The following is an 18,550-nucleotide window of genomic DNA, read 5'->3' on the forward strand; positions in this document are numbered from 1 at the left end:
GCTTACTGCTCCGTGACCGAGCCCTGCAGGCCTTCCCACTTGACCGTGAACTTTGCTTCGGTCGTGTCAACTTCCTGTGCTTCGACCGTCCACATGTTGCGTCCGATGATCGTCTTGCCGTTCGCGAGCTCGAGCACCACCGTGTTGCTGCGCATGGCGTTGATCGCAGCGAGACTGACGCCACCTGAGTCGCGGATCGACGCCGAAATAGACGGTGCTTTCGGCTTTTCGCTAAAGCCATGCACCGTATCCTGTCCTGCGAGCGACTCGCGCGTCACAGTGCCGACGTCGTACCGCAACTCGCCTTCGAGCTGGTAGTTGACGCCGTCGATCGTGATATACGCGGTGCCGGCGATGAAATTCGTGTTGTTCGCCATCGTTGGCTTCTCCACAAATGAAAAAGGGCACCGCAAAGGTGCCCTATGAATATTCGCTTCAGGAACTGCTACGCCGCCAGCAATTCGGCAATCAATTTGTTAGCTTTCCGCTTGTTCTGGTCCGCAGTGATCACGCGGAGATTTGCCAGTACGTGCAGTCCACAAACCGCTTTCCCACGAAGCGGCACAATATGATCGACATGGTGTTCAATTCCCGTCTCTTCCGTGATGCGACGCGCCTCTGTGTAAAGGGCAACGATTTTATCCCGCTCCGACCAAAAGGGCGTCGCTTTAAGTTTCGCCGCCTGGCGCTGCATTACATGAAAGACTTGCAATGCCCCGCACTTGTGCTTGTACTTTTTAACGCGATTCCAGTTGGCTTTCCGCCATTCCCGATCTTTTGCTAAAAGCCGCTCTGCATATTCCGGATCTGAACGAAGCCTGCGTTTCAAATGACGCAGCCTCACAAGTTCAGCCTTTCTGAACTCCGGATCAGAGTCGTATCTCTTCTTCGCACTCCTCGCCACAGCGCGGCAGTGCTTTTCACGCTCGATCGGATCTTTCCGCTTCTCGACGGCTTTTCGCAGCGCATTCTTTGCAGGCAGATGCCAGTCTCAGCCTCCCCTGCGCGCGGGGACTATAAAACTGCGTGGTCGCAGGCTTACTAAGCCCGCACCCGGTGCAAGCCTTCATGGCAAAATCTTGGTCAGCCATCTTTCACTCGGCGAAGTGGATGCTGGATAGGAAGCCCCGATCGTGTTAGCGCACATCGGGGCTTCCCCATTTTATGATGCCGACAGCCTGAACTGGGCAAGCAGCGCAAAAATTCTGAGTTGGTTAACGAGAACTCCTGGCCATAGCACGTCGACCCGATTCGGGTTCTGCGCGTTTTGCTCGACGATGATCGACTGAGCGAACTTATCGCTGCCCTGCACGTAGCCTTCGTATTCCATCGCCTGATATTCAGCGATCTGATCAGCCTTGATGATGTTCGGCGTCACGATGCCGGCGCCCGGGCCGAAGCGCGTGCCGTTGGCCGCGAGCTTGACGCGCGCATACTTCGACGTCACCAGCGTGCGCAAGCGACGCAGCACGTACGCAAGCAGGAACATCGTCTCGACTTCGAGATAGCTGTTGTCCGGCTGCCCGAACGCATTCGTCTGGTAGCTCGTGATCAGGTTCTCGATTGCGACCGTGCCGTCGTCACCGACCGTGAACGTGGCGATGCCGTCATAGAGCAGCGTATTGCGTTGGCTCAGGTTAAAGCGCGACTGCAGCGGCGGCGCCAGCACTCCCGTCAGCGCGACGGTCTGCATCGGCACGCCCGGATCAGCGCGCACGCTCACCGCGGTCACCGCCGCAATCGCGGCCGCCCATTGCCATGCAGGCGTCGGCGAGTCGTTGAAGCCCATGATCGACTCGTGCTGATTATTCCGCGCCGTGCCGAACATGGTGAGCCCTGCCCATGTGCTGCGGTACGCGACAAACACGTGACCGTACACCTGCTGTTGCCAGCTCCAGCGGCCGGTCGAGTCGTTCAGGAACGCCTTCAGCGCGTCGAGCGACGTCGTATCGGTGAACGCGCACGCGATGAAGTCGAACGGCATATCCTGAAGATTGCCGAGCGCCGTCGTGAGAGTCGGATTCGTCGTACCGCCCGCCATCGCCGTGATCGTCGCGACGAGACCGGTCGGCAGCGCCTCGCCAGCCGTCGTGCCGATGTAGTTGAAGCGGACATCGATGTCGTTGCCGACAAGACCCTTGTTGTCGGCCGTCAGCGTTACGGTGCTCGTCGATGCGGCTGCAGTGACGGGCATCGACGGAATCAGATTGATCGCCGCGGCGACAGCGGTCGCAATCTGTGCAGTCGTCTGGCCGGCCGTCACCGGCACGGTGACAAGCTGACCGGCGATATACAGCGAGATCGTGCCATTGGCCGTCGGCGCCGACGTAAAGGCGATCGTACCGCTCGCCGGCACCGCGCCGCCGGCGTCCTGGACCGGCAGATACCAGAGTTCGCCGAACTGATCGTTCTGACGATATGCCGCTGTCATCAGCGCGAGCACACTGTTCGCGCCGGCTTGGACGTTCGCGTCGCCCGTGCCCGATGAGATGAGGGGCACATTCGGCGTCGCGATGCCGGCCGACGTCATCGGACCGATGAGCAGCGCGCGCTGGTTCGCAACCGCGGAGTTCGCGTGCGAATTGTCGATCTCTGCGAAGAACAACGGCGTGCGGATGTTCTGCGGGATTTGCTTGAACGGGATGGTCATTGTTTTTCGACCTCTTCATCAGTTGCCGCCGCATTGGCTGCCGGTTGATCGCTCGACGCAGCATTCGCGTCAGCGGCGGCTTTGGCTTGCGCTTCGCGCACGGCCTCTGCATCGGCCTCCGCCCTTTCTTGCGCTGCTTGGAATTCCTTCGCGCTTACCTCGACGAGGTCACCGTCATTGAGCACGCGGGTCCAGAAGATGTCGCCGTCCGGCACCACGATGCCTTCGTCCGGCAGCAACTGCTTCGTAACCGGATGCCGCACTTTGAGGCCCGGTGCAGGTTTGACGATCATTCGTCGCTCCTATTGAGGAAATTGAACGTTGACCTCGCCTTCCGCGCGGCCGTCTGGGCCCTGCGTGCGCGGGGCCGGCGTGACAGCGTCGGGGAATGGCGGGTTCGGGTATGTGCCGTTCGGATCGGCGACGTTTGTGAGGTCCGCCGTCACGTCCATCGCGAGCAACTGCGTGTTGATGTCGGGATAGAACGTCTCTACAAACTCAATGCCCAGAAGGATCGAGAGGCCGCCTACGTGCGTCGAGCCATCAGCGGTCACTTCCGTTTCGGTGTCGCAGAACGGGAAGTCCTGCGCGATGCGGCGCAACGGAATACTCTTGAAGATCGCCTCTTCGATTTCCGCGCCGAGCGTTTCCAGCGCGAGAAGCGCGGCCGCCCCGGAAGCCGCCGACACCTCTGCCTTGATCTCGAAGGCCGCCACCGTCGTGAACGCCGTCGGACCATTTCGGCCATTCGACTGCTTCCGCTCCTTCGCAGGCCGCATCTTGATCGCGGGCAATTTGGGCGTCGCTACATTCCAGTCACCTGGCGAATACACAGCCACGTCCGGAATCGACTGCAAGATCGAGAGAAGCACGCCGCGCAATTGCGCGCGGCCGGTTTGATCAGGCATCGGTTTGTCCCGGAACGTTGAGCATAAGCCGGCCGCCGCCGTGGCCATCGAGATGGACCTCGCGCACTTGCCACTGCTCGCCCGTCTTGTTGATCATCAGCGTGTCGTACTGCTGCGGCTCAATGGGGAACTGAGAGACCTGAATTCCGACCGTCGGTTGCTGCGTGACGACCGTCGACCCGGTCACCGGATCGACGCCGAAGAACGCCTTGTCATAAGCGCCGGTGATCTGGAACGAGCCACCGTCGACAGGCATATAGGTTATCGCCGTCCCGAACTGCGCCATCAGAGGGCCGAGGATCTTGCCGTCGACGATGTCGTCCCAGTCCATCGTTCACTCCGTGCGGTCGATTGATACCTGGCCGCCGGTGATCTGCGCGCCTTCGAGCTTCACTTCCTCGACCCTTTCGGGGACGAGGTAACCAAGTTCGCGCAAGCGCTTGACCTCGGACTCGGGCAGCTTCACCTTTTGACCAGTCGTGCGGATGATGTCGACGACCTCGTCGCCACTCTTGACTCGGTCGTGGATCGTGCGATTGCGCGCGACAACGGCTTCAACCATCTTTTCGTTGGTAGCCATAGTCACCTCACGCGACGGTTGCCGCGAGCGCAGCATTGACGCGGCTCGGGATGATGACCGGGGCCGACTGCATCATCATGAAGCGTTGCGCCGGATCGTTTTCAAGCCACGTCTTCGGAGCGAACGGAAGCGCCGCATAGTTGAACGCCGGGTCTTCGATGATGCCGAAGCCACGCGTGCCCTGAAGGTCGGGACCAGTCATGATCAGCGAGCCATCGGGGAGCATCGGCTGCTCAACGTTGTTGTCGTCCACGTACCAGTCGTTGTACAGCCAGAGGTTGTATTGACCCCACACACCTTTTGCGACTGCGCCACGCTGAATCTGCGCGCCGACGTTCAGCACATTGCCGTTCTCACCGAGGGCCGGATAGAGAATCGCGCCTTTCAGGACAGGATCCAGCTTGAAGCCATTCCACGCTTTCGGCGTGAAGATGATGTCCGTTGCGACCGCGCCCGACGACTTCAAGATCTGCTGTTGCCACGTCTCGACGTTAGCAGTCGGGTTCGCGGTGCCGGCCGTGATGTTCGCTGCCGTCCACTGAGCGCCGCCGGTCAGCGCGATCGTCAGCGAGCCATCCCGGCCGAAGTCGATCACGGTTGTCGGGAAGCCTTCACCGGAAACTGTCAGCGTGCCCGTCAGCAGCACCTGCGCGGCCATCCATTCGAGACGGCGCGTCAGCATGTCGATCTGGTCGTTGAGCTCGAACTCCAAGTTCATCTGTTCGCGGACTTCCGGGTCCAGCGCGCCACCGATGCGCTCGCCGATCATGCGTCGGACGGGCTTGCGCAGATCCGGTGCGCGCTTGTCCTTGATGTAGGGCGGCTTGAACGTGTTCGTCTGGTAACGGCGGCTCTCGACGAGCTTGCCTTCAACCAGCGGCGAGCAGAACGGCGACATGCGACGCTTGCCGACATCCACGTCGATGGAGACGAACTCTGAGTCCGACATCACGATGTTCGTGAAATAGCGGTCCAGCAGCCAGCTCTGCGCCAACTTCAAGTTTTCGACAACCCCGATCAGGGTGTTCGTATCAAAAATCAGGTTTCCGGGCATTGCTCTCTCCGAGTGTGTGGCCCAAATGAAAAAGCCCCGCTCGGTGGCGGGGCCTTCACATCAGTTCGATTAAGGGTTTAGCTCGGGTCAGCAGCCGTGACCGAGGACTTGAGGTGGATGCCGAGCGGGCGCAGCACGTCTTGTGCTGCGGTCGCGGTGATACCCGTGCCGAGCGTGACCGCGTTCACGTTGAACTCGCCTTCGAGGAACGCGCCAGCGACAACATCGCCACCGCTGCCGTCAGCGTTGTCAGCCAAGATCGCCGTCGGCGTTTGGCTACCATCGGACGATGCCGCCAGTGCGATGGTGAACTTGCCGCTCGCCGTGATCTTTCCGAGCACGGTACCGCGCACGAACGGGCCGCCGGTGATCGTCACATTCCGGGTGACGAGCTGCTTCGGGCCCGCGATCAGTTGATCGGGAATGAAGGTCTGCGCGGATGCCGACGGGACCTGGGGGTTCTCCCCGACCGTGGTAGGAGTCAATGCCATCTGAGTTTCTCCGGGTGTGGGGAGGGTTTAGACTTCGCCGCGACGGAGCTTGCCCGCCGCGAGAATCTTTTGAGCAAGCGTCGGCTCGGCCGCAACCGGTGCCGACGCGCCGGGATTTGCCGGCCGAGCATGTGCCATCCGCTCGTCGAGCGACCTACGCTGCGGCGCCGCCGGCGCGGCGGCTGCCGGAGCCGCGGCGTGTGCGCCCGAGCCGAGGATCGCGATCGCGTCCGCCGACGAAAGCTTCGTATTGAAAGCGAACTTCGCAGCTTGCTCGACGTTGCCGGTCGCAATGCCGTGCGCCATGATCCGTGCGCAGCGCGCGCGCTCAGTCGCGCGAGCGGCCTTCTTGGAGTCGTCGGTTTCGTCGTCGCCGTCTTCGGCTTCGGTGTCGTCATTGTCGACGTCATCCGCCTTCGCTTTCTTGGCCTCTTCTTCCTTGCGCTTTTCTTCTTCGGCCTTTTCTTTCTCGTCGATCTCTTCCATGCGCTTTGCATAGTCCTCGTCGGACTCGTCCTCACGCTGCTTGCGCTCGTCGTCTTCTTGTTCGGCGCGCGCGGCGCCGGCACGGCTCAGCAGGTGGGCGAACGGCGCCACGCCCGCAAGGGTCTTTTTCAAACTCATTGCATACCTCGTGAGAGTGTTGTTTAGGCCAGCTCGGCTAGCAAGGCCAGGAGCGCCGCATCTGGCGCCATCACTGCGTCTGCAAGCCCTCGGCTGACGCCGTTTTCGCCCATGAAGCAGGCGGCCTGCATCTCGCGCACAGCATCGGCGGCGAGATTCCGGTTACGGGCGACTGTGCTGACGAACAGTTCGCCCATGGTGTTGATGTCGGCCTGCGCGGCTTCGAAGGCTTCCTTCGAAAGCGGAATCTCCGGGTGGAAGTCCGCTTTCCGATCGCCGTACGTGATGAACGTGACCTGATACCCAGATGCGGTGAGGGCTTTCGACCAATCGACGTGCATCGTGATCACGCCGATCGAACCCACGCCGCCGGTGCGCGGCACGATGATCTTGTCGGTCGCGCTCGCGAGCGCATACGCCGCCGAGTACGCCGACTCAGAAAGAATCGACCACATCGGTTTGTCGCCGCGCAACGCATACACGGTATCGGCAAGGTCGAAGCAGCCTGCGACCTCACCGCCAGGCGAATCGATGTCGAACACGATCGCGCGCACGCCCGGATCGGCATGAGCGGACAGAATGCTCTGCCGAAGCCCGTCGTATCCGGTCATCCCAGAGTACGGCCGCAGTGACCGGAGCTTTTGGACGAGCGTTCCGCGCACGGTGATCATCGCGATGCCGGTGTCGGCAATCATGTCGTAGCCGGGATCGACAACACGGCCGGCGCGGGTGTCGGACTCGTATTCCTCGTCCCACGCGCCGAACGCCATCGGGCTGATGGTCGATCCATCGAGACGCCCGATGTGCGATATGCCGAGCCGGTCGGCAAGAGACGCCATAACGACTTCGGCCTTCTCTCGCTTGATCGCCAGCGGAGTGTTGAACATCCGCTGGCTCAGAAACGCCAATTGGCCGTGCATAGCCTCTCCAATATCATTGCGCCTTCGGCTCCTGTGTAACCTCGTCCGCCGTCGCGTCTTCTTTCAGCGTCGACGGAAGAGGGATGCCGCGATCCTTGATGTACTGGATCTCGACCGCGCGCTGATCGATGTTGTCGCGCCAATCGTTGCCCGACAGCTGCGCCGATTCGTCTTCGAGCGTCGACAGACCCGACTCAATACCGAGCGCCGCGCCCTGGCGTTCCTTCATCGGATCAACGTAGCCGCGGCCCGGACCGATCCACCACGCACGCGTATATGCCGCACGTGCCATCGCGAACTCGGGCGCACCAGATGGAAGCGGAAGCTCGCCGATGTCCATCATTTCCTCGACCATCGCGCAAAGAATGGGCTGACCGAACCCGCGACCGAAGTCGCTACGACGGCGATCGAACGTCTTCCACGCCTCCAGCGCCGCAGCGCGGTACGAGGAATAATTGACGTCCGCCCAGTTCTGCGTGATCTGCTGCGCCGACATGCCGGTGCCGGCCGCGACGTTGCGCAGCATGGCGTTCTCGAACTCGGCGAAGTTGCCCGCCGGTCGCGTAGCCGAAACCGTGTTGATGGTTTCGCCGGGGAAGAGGATCGGCAAGCGCGCGCCGCCGAGCCGAAGATCTGTCTTGTCGTGGAACTCGGTTCGTGCGTCCTGATACCCGTTGTATGCCTCGGCGTCTTCGCCGTCGCCGAGAGCTTCGGTCACTAGCTGCTTGTCGAACGGGCTCGTGACGTAGGCGCCGAAGATTGCATTGATGATCGCCGCGTCGAGTTCGGTGCCGTCGTACTTGATCAGCATCTTCAGCCGCTGCAGCACAGGCGTCAGGATGCCCGCGCCGCCGCGGTGCTGCGACGCCCGGTCGAAATCATAGTCGTGGACAACGATCGGACGGCCCCAATCGGTTTCGAACGGGATTCGCTCCCACGAAACCTGCTTGTTGCCGCTGAACCAATCTCCCTGGTGCGCTTTCCGGATGTGCGCGGCTACCGGCGCCCCGTACTCGTCGACCTCGATACCGCCGCGCATCGTCTGATTGTCGAAATTCTGCTGCGGGTTCGACAGGCGGTCAGGATCGATCAGTTGCAGCACGGTCGCATAGCGCGCACCGCGCGGGAGGCGCTCCGGCATCCACTGAAGGATCGCCAGAGCATCGCCGTCGACGATCTTGTGGCGGAAGGCCAAGCGCATCATCTGCGGGATCGTCAGCTTGCGCTGCGCATCGCAGAAGTGCGCCGGATCTTCAGACCACGTGCGCCATCCTGCCTCGAGCGCGCGACCGAATTCGTCCGCCCACATGTGGTCGAACTTCTTGTTGCCCGTCATGGCTGCGAGCGCGCGATGATCCGGCTTCGAGATCGGGCGGAAGTCTGCGCCGATTACATTGTCGAGCGTGCGCGTGACCGCCGCCGATGCCCACCCGTCATTGCGCACCAGATCGCGTACGCGCGAGACGATGCGATCGCGATATGGGTTGAGCTCTCCATCGGGCGACCACAGCACCGGATTCCACTCGCGCATATGCTGGCCGTACATATCGGCCGCGTCATACGCGGAGTGCCCACCGAAACTGTTATAGCTGCCGTTTAGCGCGAGCGCACGGCTCTTGCGCTCCGGCAGCGGCTTCCCGTCCGGACCAAGTAGCTGTACGTTCGATTCCATGCGTTATCGCCGTGTGAAGGAGATTCGGTTTGCTCTTCGCGGCGAGTCGACGATGCCGAGCTGCGCCTGCATTAGTTGGATCGCCGCCGCCAATTCCGCGAGATTCGCGCGCGTGTACGTGACAGATCTCGTGCCGTCGCCCTGCGTGTACGAGTACGACTCGCCCTGCGCACCGGTCGACAACTGGATGTAGATCTGCTGCGCGTTGGCGAGTGACTGCCGCAGCGCTGTCTGATCCATGCCGGCGAGCAGGCTGCGGCTCGGGTCAAAGCATCGCAAAGTGGTTCTCCTATGCTTCAGCCGGCGAGCCGCCGAATCCGAGAGCGTTTCTCAGGCTGCGCCTGTTTGATGATCGGTCCATCCGGGCGCACCGGCCGTGCCGCGCTCACGACGTCGAGCTCGACCTCCCGCGGCGTCTCCGGAGCAGGCGGCTCAAGAGCAGACGGATCCGCCTGCACCGCTTCGACGCGCCGGTTCAACTTCAGGCCCATGTGCATGAGGCCGCAAAGCGCCGCATACCCGTACACCCGAATATCGAGCGCTTCGTTCGCGCGGCCAGGTGGCAACTCCCACACGCGAAACTTCTGCCCGTTGGCGAACTTCGTCACCGAGCGCTCCGAGATGAGCTGCGCGAAGTAGTTGATGTCGCGATCCGTCGGGAAGTGCATGTACCCCGCGGGATACGTCAGCACGCCATCTGTGTCTTCGGGATCGCGGCGCAACCGCTCGCGTATCACGTCCTTCGCCGCATTCACGCCGATGATGACCGGTCGGAACGTCGATTTAGTTCGCGACGACGGGCGCTTCGTCGGCCACACAGGTGAACGCGCGCCGCCGCGCGCCGACTCGCCCTTGATGGCCCAGATACGGCGACCGAGCCGCGCTTTCGCGAACTCGTACACCTTCTGCGTGTGGTGACCGCCGGAGTCGATACAAGCAGCGGAGACAGCGAAGCCGCGACCGTCCGCGCGCCGCCAGACGCGCTTCAAGTATTCGTCGACGCGTTTCCATAGCTCAGCGCTCTCCGGATCGCCCTCGATGACCGCGTGGTCGATCGACCAGCTTTCCTCGTTGTGCCCCCAGCCGATCGTTTCGAGTTCGACGCGATCGTCTTGCACGTCGCCGCCGACCGTGATCAGACCGACGCCGTCTGGCACCTCCGCATCCCATACTTCCGTGCGCGCCGCCAGCCGCGTCTCGCTCAGTGCGCGGTCGCCGCGATCCTCATACGGCTCGCCGAGCACGAGGTTGATGAACGTCTGCCGCGCGAGCGGGTCGTCCTTCACGCGAAGCCATTCGGCAACGAGGTTCGACCAGCATGCGTTCGGAAAGAGGCTATACCCGGCCCAGATATGGAACCCGGCATGCCCCTTGAACGGCTTCGTCGCACGCCACTCGCCGTTCGTCACCATGTCAGCCTTATCGGCCTCGTGGATGATGCAGCCGTTATGCCGACAGACGTAGTAGACGCTGTCAGGAATGCCGTTGCCGTGCTCGTCCTTGTCCCACTTCATGCCGTACGGCGTTTCGGGACTTCCCCACTCGAGCACCTGGTGCTCGCCGCAGTGCGGGCAGGCCACGAAGAAGTAGCGCTGGTCGCTCTCGCCGAAGCTCTTCTCGATGCGGCTATAGCCCTTCACCGTCGGCGTCGAGCCGAGGACGATCTTGCGATTCCAGAAGGTTTCCGACCGCTTCGTGCCGAGTGCGATCTGATCGCCTTCATTGCCGGCGCCGTCGACCGGATACGCGTCGACCTCGTCGAACATTACGACGCGCGACGTAATCCGCCGAAAGCCGGCCGGGCTGTTCGCGCCGACGAGCGTCAGGCTCGAACCGTTGCGGAACGTCTTCGCGAGGATCGTCTGATCGCTGTTCTTCGCCTTCTGGTCGCCCGCGATCGCCGCGAGCACGGGCGTGTCGCGCAGCATCGGCGCGATTTCCGTCTTCGAATAGCTCTCCGCATCCTCGACGCGGGGCTGCACGACGAGGATCGGCGAAGGGTCCTGGTGGATGAAGAAGCCGACCGCGTGATCCATCAGCTTCGTGTAGCCGACGCGAGCCGACTTCATGACGCTGATCTTCTCGACGCTGGGGTCGGTTACTGCATCCAGCATGCCCCTCTGATAACCGAACGCCCGGAAGCGGCCGGTCTGCGCACTGGTCTCACGCGAAAGCACCGCATAGCGCTCGGCCCATTCGCTCAACGTCAGCTTCGGCGGCGGCGTCAGGTTCTGCCGAAGCGCCGCCACGAGGCCCGCGCGCAACGCTGCATAGCCGCGCGCGTATCGCCGGGTGCTATTTAGGGTTGCCTGCTCCATCGCGAGTGAGTTCTTCGAGTGCTTCTGTGATGACCTCCTGCAACATGTCCTGCAACTCGGCAGGCGTCTTGCATCGATGGAGACGCGGAGCCTGTTCCGCGGGAATTGACAGCAGGCGGGTTCGAACCTTGGCGTATTCGGTGCCGACGGCTTTCGCCACCTCGGCGACGTCGATCACCAGACCGGAATCGCGGTCGTATTCGAGCTGCGCCTTAAGCCCGAGATAGTTCTCTTTGAAGCAGCGCGCTTCGTCGAAGTCGAGCAGCTGCACGTTGCCCGACAAGATGCGGTCAGCGGCATCCGCCGCGCTCTCGCGCTCGCCGAGCGTTAACTCGCTGGCCGCCTGGGTAACGGTTTTGCGTTTGTTACCTGCGGGCGGTTGGGTAACAGGCGGGGTAACAGCCGGCGTGCCGTCGCGCCGGTATCTTTTCAGCAGCGCGTTCGACGCCTCGACATCGACCTCATCGCCTGCAAACACAAGCCAGCCGCGCTCTTTCCACTTCGTGACCGTTTTCCGGCTGACGTTGTGAAGTGCCGCGAACTCGCTCTGGTTCATAGCCCGCTGGTGTTACCCAAATTTGAATTTTTCATGCCTAGAGAAAGATCGCGCGCGCGCAGTGCCCCCGGATGCGGAAGGGCACCTAAGGACCCGCGACGCCTGTAGCGGGCACGACATCGACATGCCTCGGTGCAGAAGAGAGCCCCCGCCTGTCGCGCGGTGAAGCATTCGCCGCACTCAACGCAGACCGGGAAGTGCACGACGCGATGCGGCATGCCGGCTGCGTGGTCACGGATGCAGTCATCACAAGACATTGCAGTCTTCGCATGAGACAACGTCACGCGGCGCGTGAATGAAACGCTGCAGTGTTGGCACGTCGTCTCACGCTCCATCATCAACGTATTCAGAGCGTTGGTACGTCGATCAACAGCCCGTAAGTTCGCGCGACGATTGTCTAGCGCATCGCGATTGATGTGATCAGCGTCGCGCGCGTCGCTCGCATCCATGCCGAGCATTAGGCGATGCATTCTGACCGTGCGGTTCTTGCCGTTCTCGACAACATTGCGCACGGCGTACACGTGATTACCTGACCCGTTCGGCTTGGCCTTCCACTTCCATTGCGACAGGAATTCGAACATGTCGTCATCCACGAGGGCGAACTCGTGCCGTCCGACAGCATGTCTGCCAGACAGTTTGATTAGTGCCATGAGAGTTCCTACCGTTTGGCCGTTGCCAGCGCCTGTGCGAATGCGGCCGCGAACTCGCGTCGAAATCCAGCGTTGATGACCACGCGCGCGCGCATCTCGAAATTCAAGTGCTGGTGCACGGGCATCGCATCTCCAAACCGAATGAGCAGCTTCAGATGCCCCGACTTGTTCACGCCGCGCAACGCAACGCCGCGCTTGCCTGCCGTCTTGACAGCCTTCACGTCAGTCGGGCGCTGCCACACACCGCCGATCGATTCACCGCTCTTCGTCTTGATCGATCCTACGAAGATGTCCGGCCGCCCTTCCAAGCGCTTCAACGTCGATTTGCTCAGGTTGCCGTATTGATTCAGCAGCGCCCTATCCTTCGGGTTCAGCCATGTCTTGCCGGAACCGATCAACTTGTGCGTGCCACCGAACTCGTACGGCGCGAGATACGCTGCGGCGATGTCTTTAACGAAGACGACCGCCTCTAGATTGTTCTTTCGAGCGGCCTTCACGCCCACGGAATTGACCGTAAATGGCGTGGGCCGATCGAAGACCTGCCGTATTGCGCCCTTTTCCACGACCTGAACGCTTTTGGCCACAGCCGTCAGCGCCTGCGCGGTCGCGAACGGCAGCTGCTTGCGCTCCAGATCATTGAGCGAACGTGTCAGGCTGCGCAGATCCGCCGAGATGTTGATGCGGACCGGCGCGGCCATTACTCTGCGCCGTCCTTAACTTGCGGATGATTCTTCAAGTCGGCCAGACGCTGAATCAGGCGCTGATACTCTTGCACAGCGCTGTTGCCGATCATGCGCACCAGCGCCTCGATCTCGCCGATGATGGTCAGCGGATGCTCATCCGAGACAGAGCCAGTCGGGGAAGCAGAAAGCGCCGCCCCGGGCTCCCCCGCCTCAGCACTGCCAGCCTCCGCATCAGCGGCGCCACCAGCGTCCAAAGGGACGGCCTCCGATGACACGCTTGCAGGCGCTTGCGCGTCGAGGTTTGGCGCGGCGGGCGTCGGGCTCAAGTCAGCGGCACCCGCGCCGCCAGGATCAGCCTTAGCGTCGGCAATCACAGCGGGCGCAACGACATCGTCTCCCCGCACGTCTGCCGTGTTCAACAACGGAATCGGCGGATCGAACGCCACATATCGGGCCTCAGAAGTCTCGTTCGCGGATTCGTCGCTGGATGGCGGCAGCGAGGTCGAGGATGTCTCGACGGGCTTTCCCGCGTCAGCGTCCGTATCCGAGCCGGTCACAGGCGCAGCCGGGTCCCGAGCAGCCTGGGCATCGCCAGCCGTCGTCGACGCTGACGAGTTTTGCTCCCCCACGTTCGCACTCGGGTCAACGCCCGCTCCGTTTGCGATTAGATCGGGAATCTCGTCGCGAGTGATCTCCCGGATCGGGGCAACAGCCGCCTCGTCATTGTTGAAAATGACCTTTGTATCCGCGTTGTACTTCAGCATCGTGGGCTCCAAATAAAAACGCCCCGGCAGATGCCGAGGCGTAGATGGACCATTTCTTTTTTCGATTACTAGGAGAACGACTACACCGCCGCTTCCGACAGCTTCGTTCCGCTATTTTGCTTGTTTGAGGATCGCGGCTTTAGCAGGCGAGATCTCATATATCGCGTAGCGTCCCGGTTTTTCGATTAGGAGGTCTGGACGTTTGTAAATCAGCTTGTCGTCTCGCTTCGCGTTGCATCCAATTGGGCCGTCAGGGCAATTTATCGGCCCCGGCGGCGCCCCAGGCACTGGCACCGGCACAGGATCCTTCGGCTTCGGTTCCGGAGCTGGCGGCGGCCAGCCCGGCGGCGTCCCCCAAGGTGCATCGGGCTTATCCGGTTTATCTGGCGTATCCGGTTTATCTGGCGTATCCGGCTTATCCGGTTTATCTGGCGTATCCGGCTTATCTGGCTTATCCGGTTTATCTGGCGTATCCGGTGTATCCGGGCGATCGGGATCGTCGGGCGAATCGTTCCGGAAGGCATCCCGAATGCTCGGCTTCTTAACGATTTTGTCTAATTCCCCGGGCCGAAATCGCCGTATCGGGACGGAGTCTTGCACAAGTGAGCTAGAGCCGTCCGGGTTCGTGATGATTAGGTATTGCTGCGCATTAGCACTCATTGCAACAAGCGATAACACCACCGCCAATCTTCGCTTTTTCATGGCGCCCCCTGTTAGGTAAGTCGAAGGTAGGCGAGATTTCTATGAAAGGCAAGAGGAGGAAGGCAGCAGGGCTCTGAACGCTACGACTCACCCTTGCGGACGCGCGAAGACCTTGGGTTTAATGTGATGCTTGATACCTGCGAAGTTCCGATTGCAGCGCGCAATAAGAAAAAGCCCGCTCAGTGGCGGGCTTGAACGGACTTTTGCAATCTGACGAGAATTTACCACTAACCCGCCAACCGTGCAAGCAATCTACTTGGCACGAGCGAGCAAGAGAGCAAGGCGGCGAGTGCACTTAGCTTGCGCGAAACATAGCCATATGTGTGTTGCCGCACATATTAAACTCCCGGCAGTGAGGCACTTTGCCGCTGTATTTGCAACGAAAGCGCGCCTTCGGCTCGTGTTCTAGACGGTTCGAGTTCAACTCATGTTGTCCCAATACTCCCAAACTCGCATCTGTGAGGTGCAACATGACTCCTACGGAACTCCTCACCGCGGGACAACTACTTTTTTCTGTGATCCTTGCCGGCATCACCGTGTGGTATGCGTCAGAGACCGCGCGCCTTCGTAGAATTAGTGAACGTCAGGTGGCAGCAATGGAGGCTTCAATCAACCTGACGAAGGCATCATTTGACTCGACGCTCCTTCCGTATCTCATCCTCGGGATTCTTCCTCTTGAGCAAGCTACGTTAGGCAAGCTGGACGCTCAGCCTCCTACTAGCTACATCGACTTGCCAGGACTCTCCGCCGGCGTTCTAGTACGCGACAAAAGACTTGTCTTCTCGGTGATAAACGCCACTGAAAAATTGGCCAGCCACATTTTCATGATCTACGTCGATATGAATCACATGATTTATATCAGCTGCATGGTAGCCGAAAGCATCGGTCCGAAAGAAGAGCTGCTCCTTCCAATGACACGCGAAAGCGTGCCCCTAGCCGAGGTCAAGCGCATGATCACGGAGATGTACGAGGGGCGCGGTGGGTATCTCCTTGAGCAGTCGACTTTATCGGACGGAACGAGGACATCGATAATCGACCAATATGCGCGCGCAGGTGGACACCTGCTAACCATATTTTTTGATTTGGCGGGAAAGCTCTACGCAATACCTAGAGTCGTCACGGAAACAGTTGATGACGAAGGAAAAATTATTCTGCGTTTTGGTAAGAGCGACCTTATCCAAGATAAAACAACATGGTTCGCGCCCACCTTCGATACTGCTGTCGGCCGACCGCAAGTCTGAATTCGCAGAATGATGGCTCGCCGACATGGTTGTCGCAATGTATCGGAGACGCGATCGGTGTCGGATGGCTGCGCGCTGCCTGGCCCCCGGGCACAGGCGAACCACGCCACTTATACCGGCTGATGATCCTTCAGCCAGTCACGCAGCGCATCGTTCATTCGCGTCTGCCAGCCGTCACCAGTCTTCTTGAACGACTCGACGATGTCCGCATCGTATCGAACGGACAGCAACACCTTGGGCGAGTCCAGACGCGGCCGGCCGCGCGCACCGAGGCGCTTCATCTTCTTGAAATCCTCGGTCGGCACTTCATACGTGTCCGGATCAGCAGCGATGCCGCGGTTGATCGCTTCGTTTTCTTCGTCCGTCGGCATGATGATCTTAGGCTTGCTCATAGTCTTTCACCTCGCGCTTGTTTGCCTTACGCATGCTGATGATGTGCATGCTATCGCCACGCTGCGTGAACACCACGCAGTAAAGGCGCTCGTCGATGATGCCGAAACCGACTTCGCGCACTTCCTTGTAGTCGTGGCGATCATCAACATAGGCCAACACTTCGGACCAGTTAAGGCGACCGGCGAGCCCGAGCGAGACGCCATGCTTGGCAACGTTCGCTTCGTCTTTGGTCGGGTCGTATGTGATGTCCATGTAGATAATTGTAGCTACGGTTATTGGATTGCGCAAGCTATTTTTTGTAGCTACGAGCGATTATGCTGTTTCGCAACACTCTTCTGTGCTCACCAACCCGTCGCGTTCGAAGAGCAGGTGCAGGCGGTCGATCGCCTGATGCTCGAGCACCCGAAGCCGCTTCCTGATCGTGAACGCCGCGCGCTCCAGCGTTCGAACCGGGATACCGAATTCTTTCGAGAGGTTCGCGTACGAGAATTCCCTCTCGCGCTGGTGTGGGAATGCATGCGCGGCGATGAGCGCGACGATCGCATCACGATTCGAGATTGTGAGCGTGGTGCGCATTTCATTGGCGACGCCGAACACGCCGCGCTTCCACTCCTTCGACGGCGGCACGCCGCAATCGGCAGCGACCGTGGCGCTCTTCGGCCGCGCCGGGATTCCGCGCGCAAATCGAATCCACAGCGCGTTGCGTTCATTCTCGGGAAGTTGGTCAGCGACGGTGGCCACAACCATCGCGCACTGGGCGCGCACTTCGTCGGCGGACAGGCCCGAGAAATCGACGCTGCCGCTTTTTTCTCCGCGCAGATAGGCGAGGAAGGATTCTTGGCGATCGCTCAGGATACCGACCGACTCCAAAATCTGAATCAGCGCCATGCGGAAGGTGTTCCGCTGACGGGCCGGCATCGACGTCACCAGAAAAGAAACGTGCAGCGCCTGCTCGACAGAGTCAAAGATTCCATTCATTTTTTATAGATCCCGAAAGATTTCAAATCGGCGCCTCGAAGCCGATGCCCTTCCAACAAAACGAACTTGCCGGTTCGCTCTATGAACTTCGCTACGATCACGTCGCCAGTGCGGAGAACTACGCGGACTCGCGTCCCGCGAGCGCAGCTCGTGTGCGGGGTCTTCATGCAGCCTCCGGCTCATACTTCCTGCATCTGCGCATCGCCGACCATTCCGTCGACGCTTTCTGAAAGCCATTGCTGCACACATATTTCCGCGCGCCGCCCCAACGAGAGAGTTGCAGCGCTGCGCAGCCAAGACACGTTTCGTCCTGCTTGCGCTCCAAGACGATCGCCGGATCAAAGAACTCGAAGCGCCTCATTCGTCGCCTCGCGGCGGTCGTGGAGCTCGCTGGACCGGCGGTCGCTCCGGCGTCACGCGCCCCTCGGGAATGTCGAGAACGTCGCGAAAAGTGGCATCGCGCCACCGCTCGGCCCACGGAGCGGCGCCAGGCCAGCGGCCGGCCGTCCACTGTCGCGCCCAGCATTGCACCTGCAGCACGACCTTTCCGCGCCATCCGAGTCGATACCGCGTCCGGCCGGTGATCATCCTTGCAACTCCGCTTCGCGCGCCGCCGATCCTCGGATCGGTTGCAGAAGACTGTCGTGAATGCCCGTGACGCGGGTCTTTTCGCCGTCGATGCGCATCCAGAAAGGGCTGCGAATCGTCCAGCAAACCTCAGTTCCCTGCATCTCCCACTTCGTCACGGTCACTACTTTGCCGATCAAGCGCTTCGTGTACTTGCGATACGCCTCGTCGCCCTTGGCCGCGGCTCGCACGATCACTGCAAGGTCACCTCGCCTGCAATTCATCGCGCGGCCCTCGGCGGCGCCTTCGACGCGGCCGGACGCTTGAGGCGATCATCAATCCACCCAATGAAAGGCTCAAGGTCTTCGACGTTTTCGACGAACCATCGCTTGTGCGCTGCAGACCACCTCGCACCCTTACGCCTCGCATCGTCCTTCTGAGAGAACGGAACGTTTAGCCACACGATCATGTTTTTCGCCCTTCACGGAAAAATTTCTGTCTCGCACAGTTCCCGCATACACAGAACAGAGCCACATACGCCGGAACGCTTTTCCTTACTGCACCTGCCTCACGAAGGCATAACCCCTGCGTGGCCACTTCCAAAGAACCACACCCGTAGCGCGGCTCTCAAAAACTCTTGAGCCTCGTCGCGGTGGGTATATCTCGTCTAAACCGACTGCCGCGCCCGTGTGCGGTGGCCATCCATCGGTTCCAGGGGTACATCCCCACTGTTCGACATCGTTTATTGAGCTGGCGCGACACCAGTTATTCAGGGCTGGGTTAGTGGCCCCCCATCGGC

Annotated in this window: 25 protein-coding genes; 1 reads left to right on the forward strand and 24 read right to left on the reverse strand. The window is 60.8% G+C overall.

Translation table 11 applies throughout. From position 1 onward, the window contains the following. Positions 1 to 2: 2 nt before the first annotated feature. The 19 genes from AWB77_RS23640 to AWB77_RS37055 form a co-directional block, all read right to left on the reverse strand. Positions 3 to 377, reverse strand: a complete 375-nt coding sequence (locus AWB77_RS23640) for a phage tail tube protein (RefSeq protein ID WP_061136869.1) — start codon at positions 375 to 377, stop codon at positions 3 to 5. A gap of 68 nt (positions 378 to 445) precedes the next feature. Continuing rightward, positions 446 to 844 (reverse strand): hypothetical protein, encoded by a 399-nt coding sequence (locus tag AWB77_RS36090; RefSeq protein ID WP_157694911.1) that lies wholly within the window; start codon positions 842 to 844, stop codon positions 446 to 448. Between the two features lie 318 nt (positions 845 to 1,162). After that, positions 1,163 to 2,650, reverse strand: a complete 1,488-nt coding sequence (locus AWB77_RS23655; RefSeq protein ID WP_061136872.1) for a phage tail sheath subtilisin-like domain-containing protein — start codon at positions 2,648 to 2,650, stop codon at positions 1,163 to 1,165. Beyond that, positions 2,647 to 2,943: a DUF2635 domain-containing protein gene (locus AWB77_RS35190; RefSeq protein ID WP_061136873.1), complete on the reverse strand. Its 297-nt coding sequence runs from the start codon at positions 2,941 to 2,943 to the stop codon at positions 2,647 to 2,649. Before AWB77_RS35190 ends, AWB77_RS23655 begins: the two co-directional genes overlap by 4 nt. 9 nt (positions 2,944 to 2,952) lie before the next feature. Beyond that, positions 2,953 to 3,606, reverse strand: coding sequence for a hypothetical protein (locus AWB77_RS23665; RefSeq protein WP_157694912.1), 654 nt, complete (start codon positions 3,604 to 3,606; stop codon positions 2,953 to 2,955). Beyond that, a complete protein-coding gene (locus tag AWB77_RS23670) occupies positions 3,551 to 3,889 on the reverse strand; it encodes a head-tail joining protein (protein WP_061136875.1) in 339 nt (112 codons plus the stop codon). Before AWB77_RS23670 ends, AWB77_RS23665 begins: the two co-directional genes overlap by 56 nt. A 3-nt stretch (positions 3,890 to 3,892) precedes the next feature. Further along, positions 3,893 to 4,138: a hypothetical protein gene (locus AWB77_RS23675; RefSeq protein ID WP_157694913.1), complete on the reverse strand. Its 246-nt coding sequence runs from the start codon at positions 4,136 to 4,138 to the stop codon at positions 3,893 to 3,895. A 7-nt stretch (positions 4,139 to 4,145) separates the two neighbouring features. Further along, positions 4,146 to 5,192 (reverse strand): major capsid protein, encoded by a 1,047-nt coding sequence (locus AWB77_RS23680; protein WP_061136877.1) that lies wholly within the window; start codon positions 5,190 to 5,192, stop codon positions 4,146 to 4,148. 77 nt (positions 5,193 to 5,269) lie between these two features. After that, positions 5,270 to 5,683, reverse strand: coding sequence for a head decoration protein (locus AWB77_RS23685; RefSeq protein WP_061136878.1), 414 nt, complete (start codon positions 5,681 to 5,683; stop codon positions 5,270 to 5,272). Positions 5,684 to 5,710: 27 nt separating this feature from the next. Then, positions 5,711 to 6,307, reverse strand: a complete 597-nt coding sequence (locus AWB77_RS23690) for a hypothetical protein (protein ID WP_061136879.1) — start codon at positions 6,305 to 6,307, stop codon at positions 5,711 to 5,713. A 23-nt stretch (positions 6,308 to 6,330) separates the two neighbouring features. Beyond that, positions 6,331 to 7,215 carry a S49 family peptidase gene (locus AWB77_RS23695; protein ID WP_244158628.1) on the reverse strand — a complete coding sequence of 295 codons (885 nt, stop codon included), beginning with the start codon at positions 7,213 to 7,215 and terminating at the stop codon, positions 6,331 to 6,333. Between the two features lie 25 nt (positions 7,216 to 7,240). After that, a complete protein-coding gene (locus tag AWB77_RS23700) occupies positions 7,241 to 8,899 on the reverse strand; it encodes a phage portal protein (protein ID WP_061136881.1) in 1,659 nt (552 codons plus the stop codon). Between the two features lie 3 nt (positions 8,900 to 8,902). Further along, a complete protein-coding gene (gene gpW / locus AWB77_RS23705) occupies positions 8,903 to 9,178 on the reverse strand; it encodes a gpW family head-tail joining protein (protein WP_244158629.1) in 276 nt (91 codons plus the stop codon). A gap of 17 nt (positions 9,179 to 9,195) precedes the next feature. Continuing rightward, positions 9,196 to 11,217, reverse strand: coding sequence for a phage terminase large subunit family protein (locus AWB77_RS23710; protein ID WP_244158630.1), 2,022 nt, complete (start codon positions 11,215 to 11,217; stop codon positions 9,196 to 9,198). After that, complete coding sequence (locus tag AWB77_RS23715) at positions 11,195 to 11,773, reverse strand: hypothetical protein (RefSeq protein ID WP_061136884.1); 579 nt, start codon at positions 11,771 to 11,773, stop codon at positions 11,195 to 11,197. The genes AWB77_RS23710 and AWB77_RS23715 overlap by 23 nt, the downstream gene beginning before the upstream one ends. Further along, on the reverse strand, positions 11,770 to 12,423 hold the full coding sequence (locus tag AWB77_RS23720) for a hypothetical protein (protein WP_061136885.1): 654 nt from the start codon (positions 12,421 to 12,423) through the stop codon (positions 11,770 to 11,772). Before AWB77_RS23720 ends, AWB77_RS23715 begins: the two co-directional genes overlap by 4 nt. Positions 12,424 to 12,431: 8 nt before the next feature. Next, positions 12,432 to 13,121 (reverse strand): hypothetical protein, encoded by a 690-nt coding sequence (locus AWB77_RS23725; RefSeq protein WP_063936554.1) that lies wholly within the window; start codon positions 13,119 to 13,121, stop codon positions 12,432 to 12,434. Continuing rightward, the gene (locus AWB77_RS23730) at positions 13,121 to 13,870 is read right to left on the reverse strand and encodes a hypothetical protein (RefSeq protein WP_061136886.1); all 750 of its coding nucleotides are present in this window, start codon (positions 13,868 to 13,870) and stop codon (positions 13,121 to 13,123) included. The genes AWB77_RS23725 and AWB77_RS23730 overlap by 1 nt, the downstream gene beginning before the upstream one ends. A gap of 111 nt (positions 13,871 to 13,981) precedes the next feature. After that, on the reverse strand, positions 13,982 to 14,572 hold the full coding sequence (locus AWB77_RS37055; RefSeq protein ID WP_157694914.1) for a hypothetical protein: 591 nt from the start codon (positions 14,570 to 14,572) through the stop codon (positions 13,982 to 13,984). A 470-nt stretch (positions 14,573 to 15,042) separates the two neighbouring features. Here AWB77_RS37055 and AWB77_RS23735 point away from each other — a divergent pair, with 470 nt between their 5' ends. Continuing rightward, complete coding sequence (locus AWB77_RS23735) at positions 15,043 to 15,813, forward strand: hypothetical protein (protein WP_157694915.1); 771 nt, start codon at positions 15,043 to 15,045, stop codon at positions 15,811 to 15,813. 110 nt (positions 15,814 to 15,923) lie between these two features. On the opposite strand, the gene AWB77_RS23740 is transcribed toward AWB77_RS23735, so the two are convergent. The 5 genes from AWB77_RS23740 to AWB77_RS37520 all read right to left on the reverse strand — a co-directional run bounded on the left by AWB77_RS23740 (position 15,924) and on the right by AWB77_RS37520 (position 18,220). Then, on the reverse strand, positions 15,924 to 16,184 hold the full coding sequence (locus tag AWB77_RS23740; protein ID WP_082852752.1) for a BrnA antitoxin family protein: 261 nt from the start codon (positions 16,182 to 16,184) through the stop codon (positions 15,924 to 15,926). 7 nt (positions 16,185 to 16,191) lie between these two features. After that, complete coding sequence (locus AWB77_RS23745) at positions 16,192 to 16,458, reverse strand: BrnT family toxin (protein WP_061136889.1); 267 nt, start codon at positions 16,456 to 16,458, stop codon at positions 16,192 to 16,194. 60 nt (positions 16,459 to 16,518) lie between these two features. Next, on the reverse strand, positions 16,519 to 17,184 hold the full coding sequence (locus AWB77_RS23750) for a hypothetical protein (RefSeq protein WP_061136890.1): 666 nt from the start codon (positions 17,182 to 17,184) through the stop codon (positions 16,519 to 16,521). Between the two features lie 584 nt (positions 17,185 to 17,768). After that, a complete protein-coding gene (locus AWB77_RS23760; protein WP_061136892.1) occupies positions 17,769 to 18,008 on the reverse strand; it encodes a hypothetical protein in 240 nt (79 codons plus the stop codon). Positions 18,009 to 18,031: 23 nt separating this feature from the next. After that, the gene (locus AWB77_RS37520; RefSeq protein WP_374728712.1) at positions 18,032 to 18,220 is read right to left on the reverse strand and encodes a DUF5710 domain-containing protein; all 189 of its coding nucleotides are present in this window, start codon (positions 18,218 to 18,220) and stop codon (positions 18,032 to 18,034) included. Positions 18,221 to 18,550 lie beyond the last annotated feature (330 nt).

It is taken from the genome of Caballeronia fortuita (genome assembly GCF_001544835.2).
GTDB lineage: Bacteria > Pseudomonadota > Gammaproteobacteria > Burkholderiales > Burkholderiaceae > Caballeronia > Caballeronia fortuita.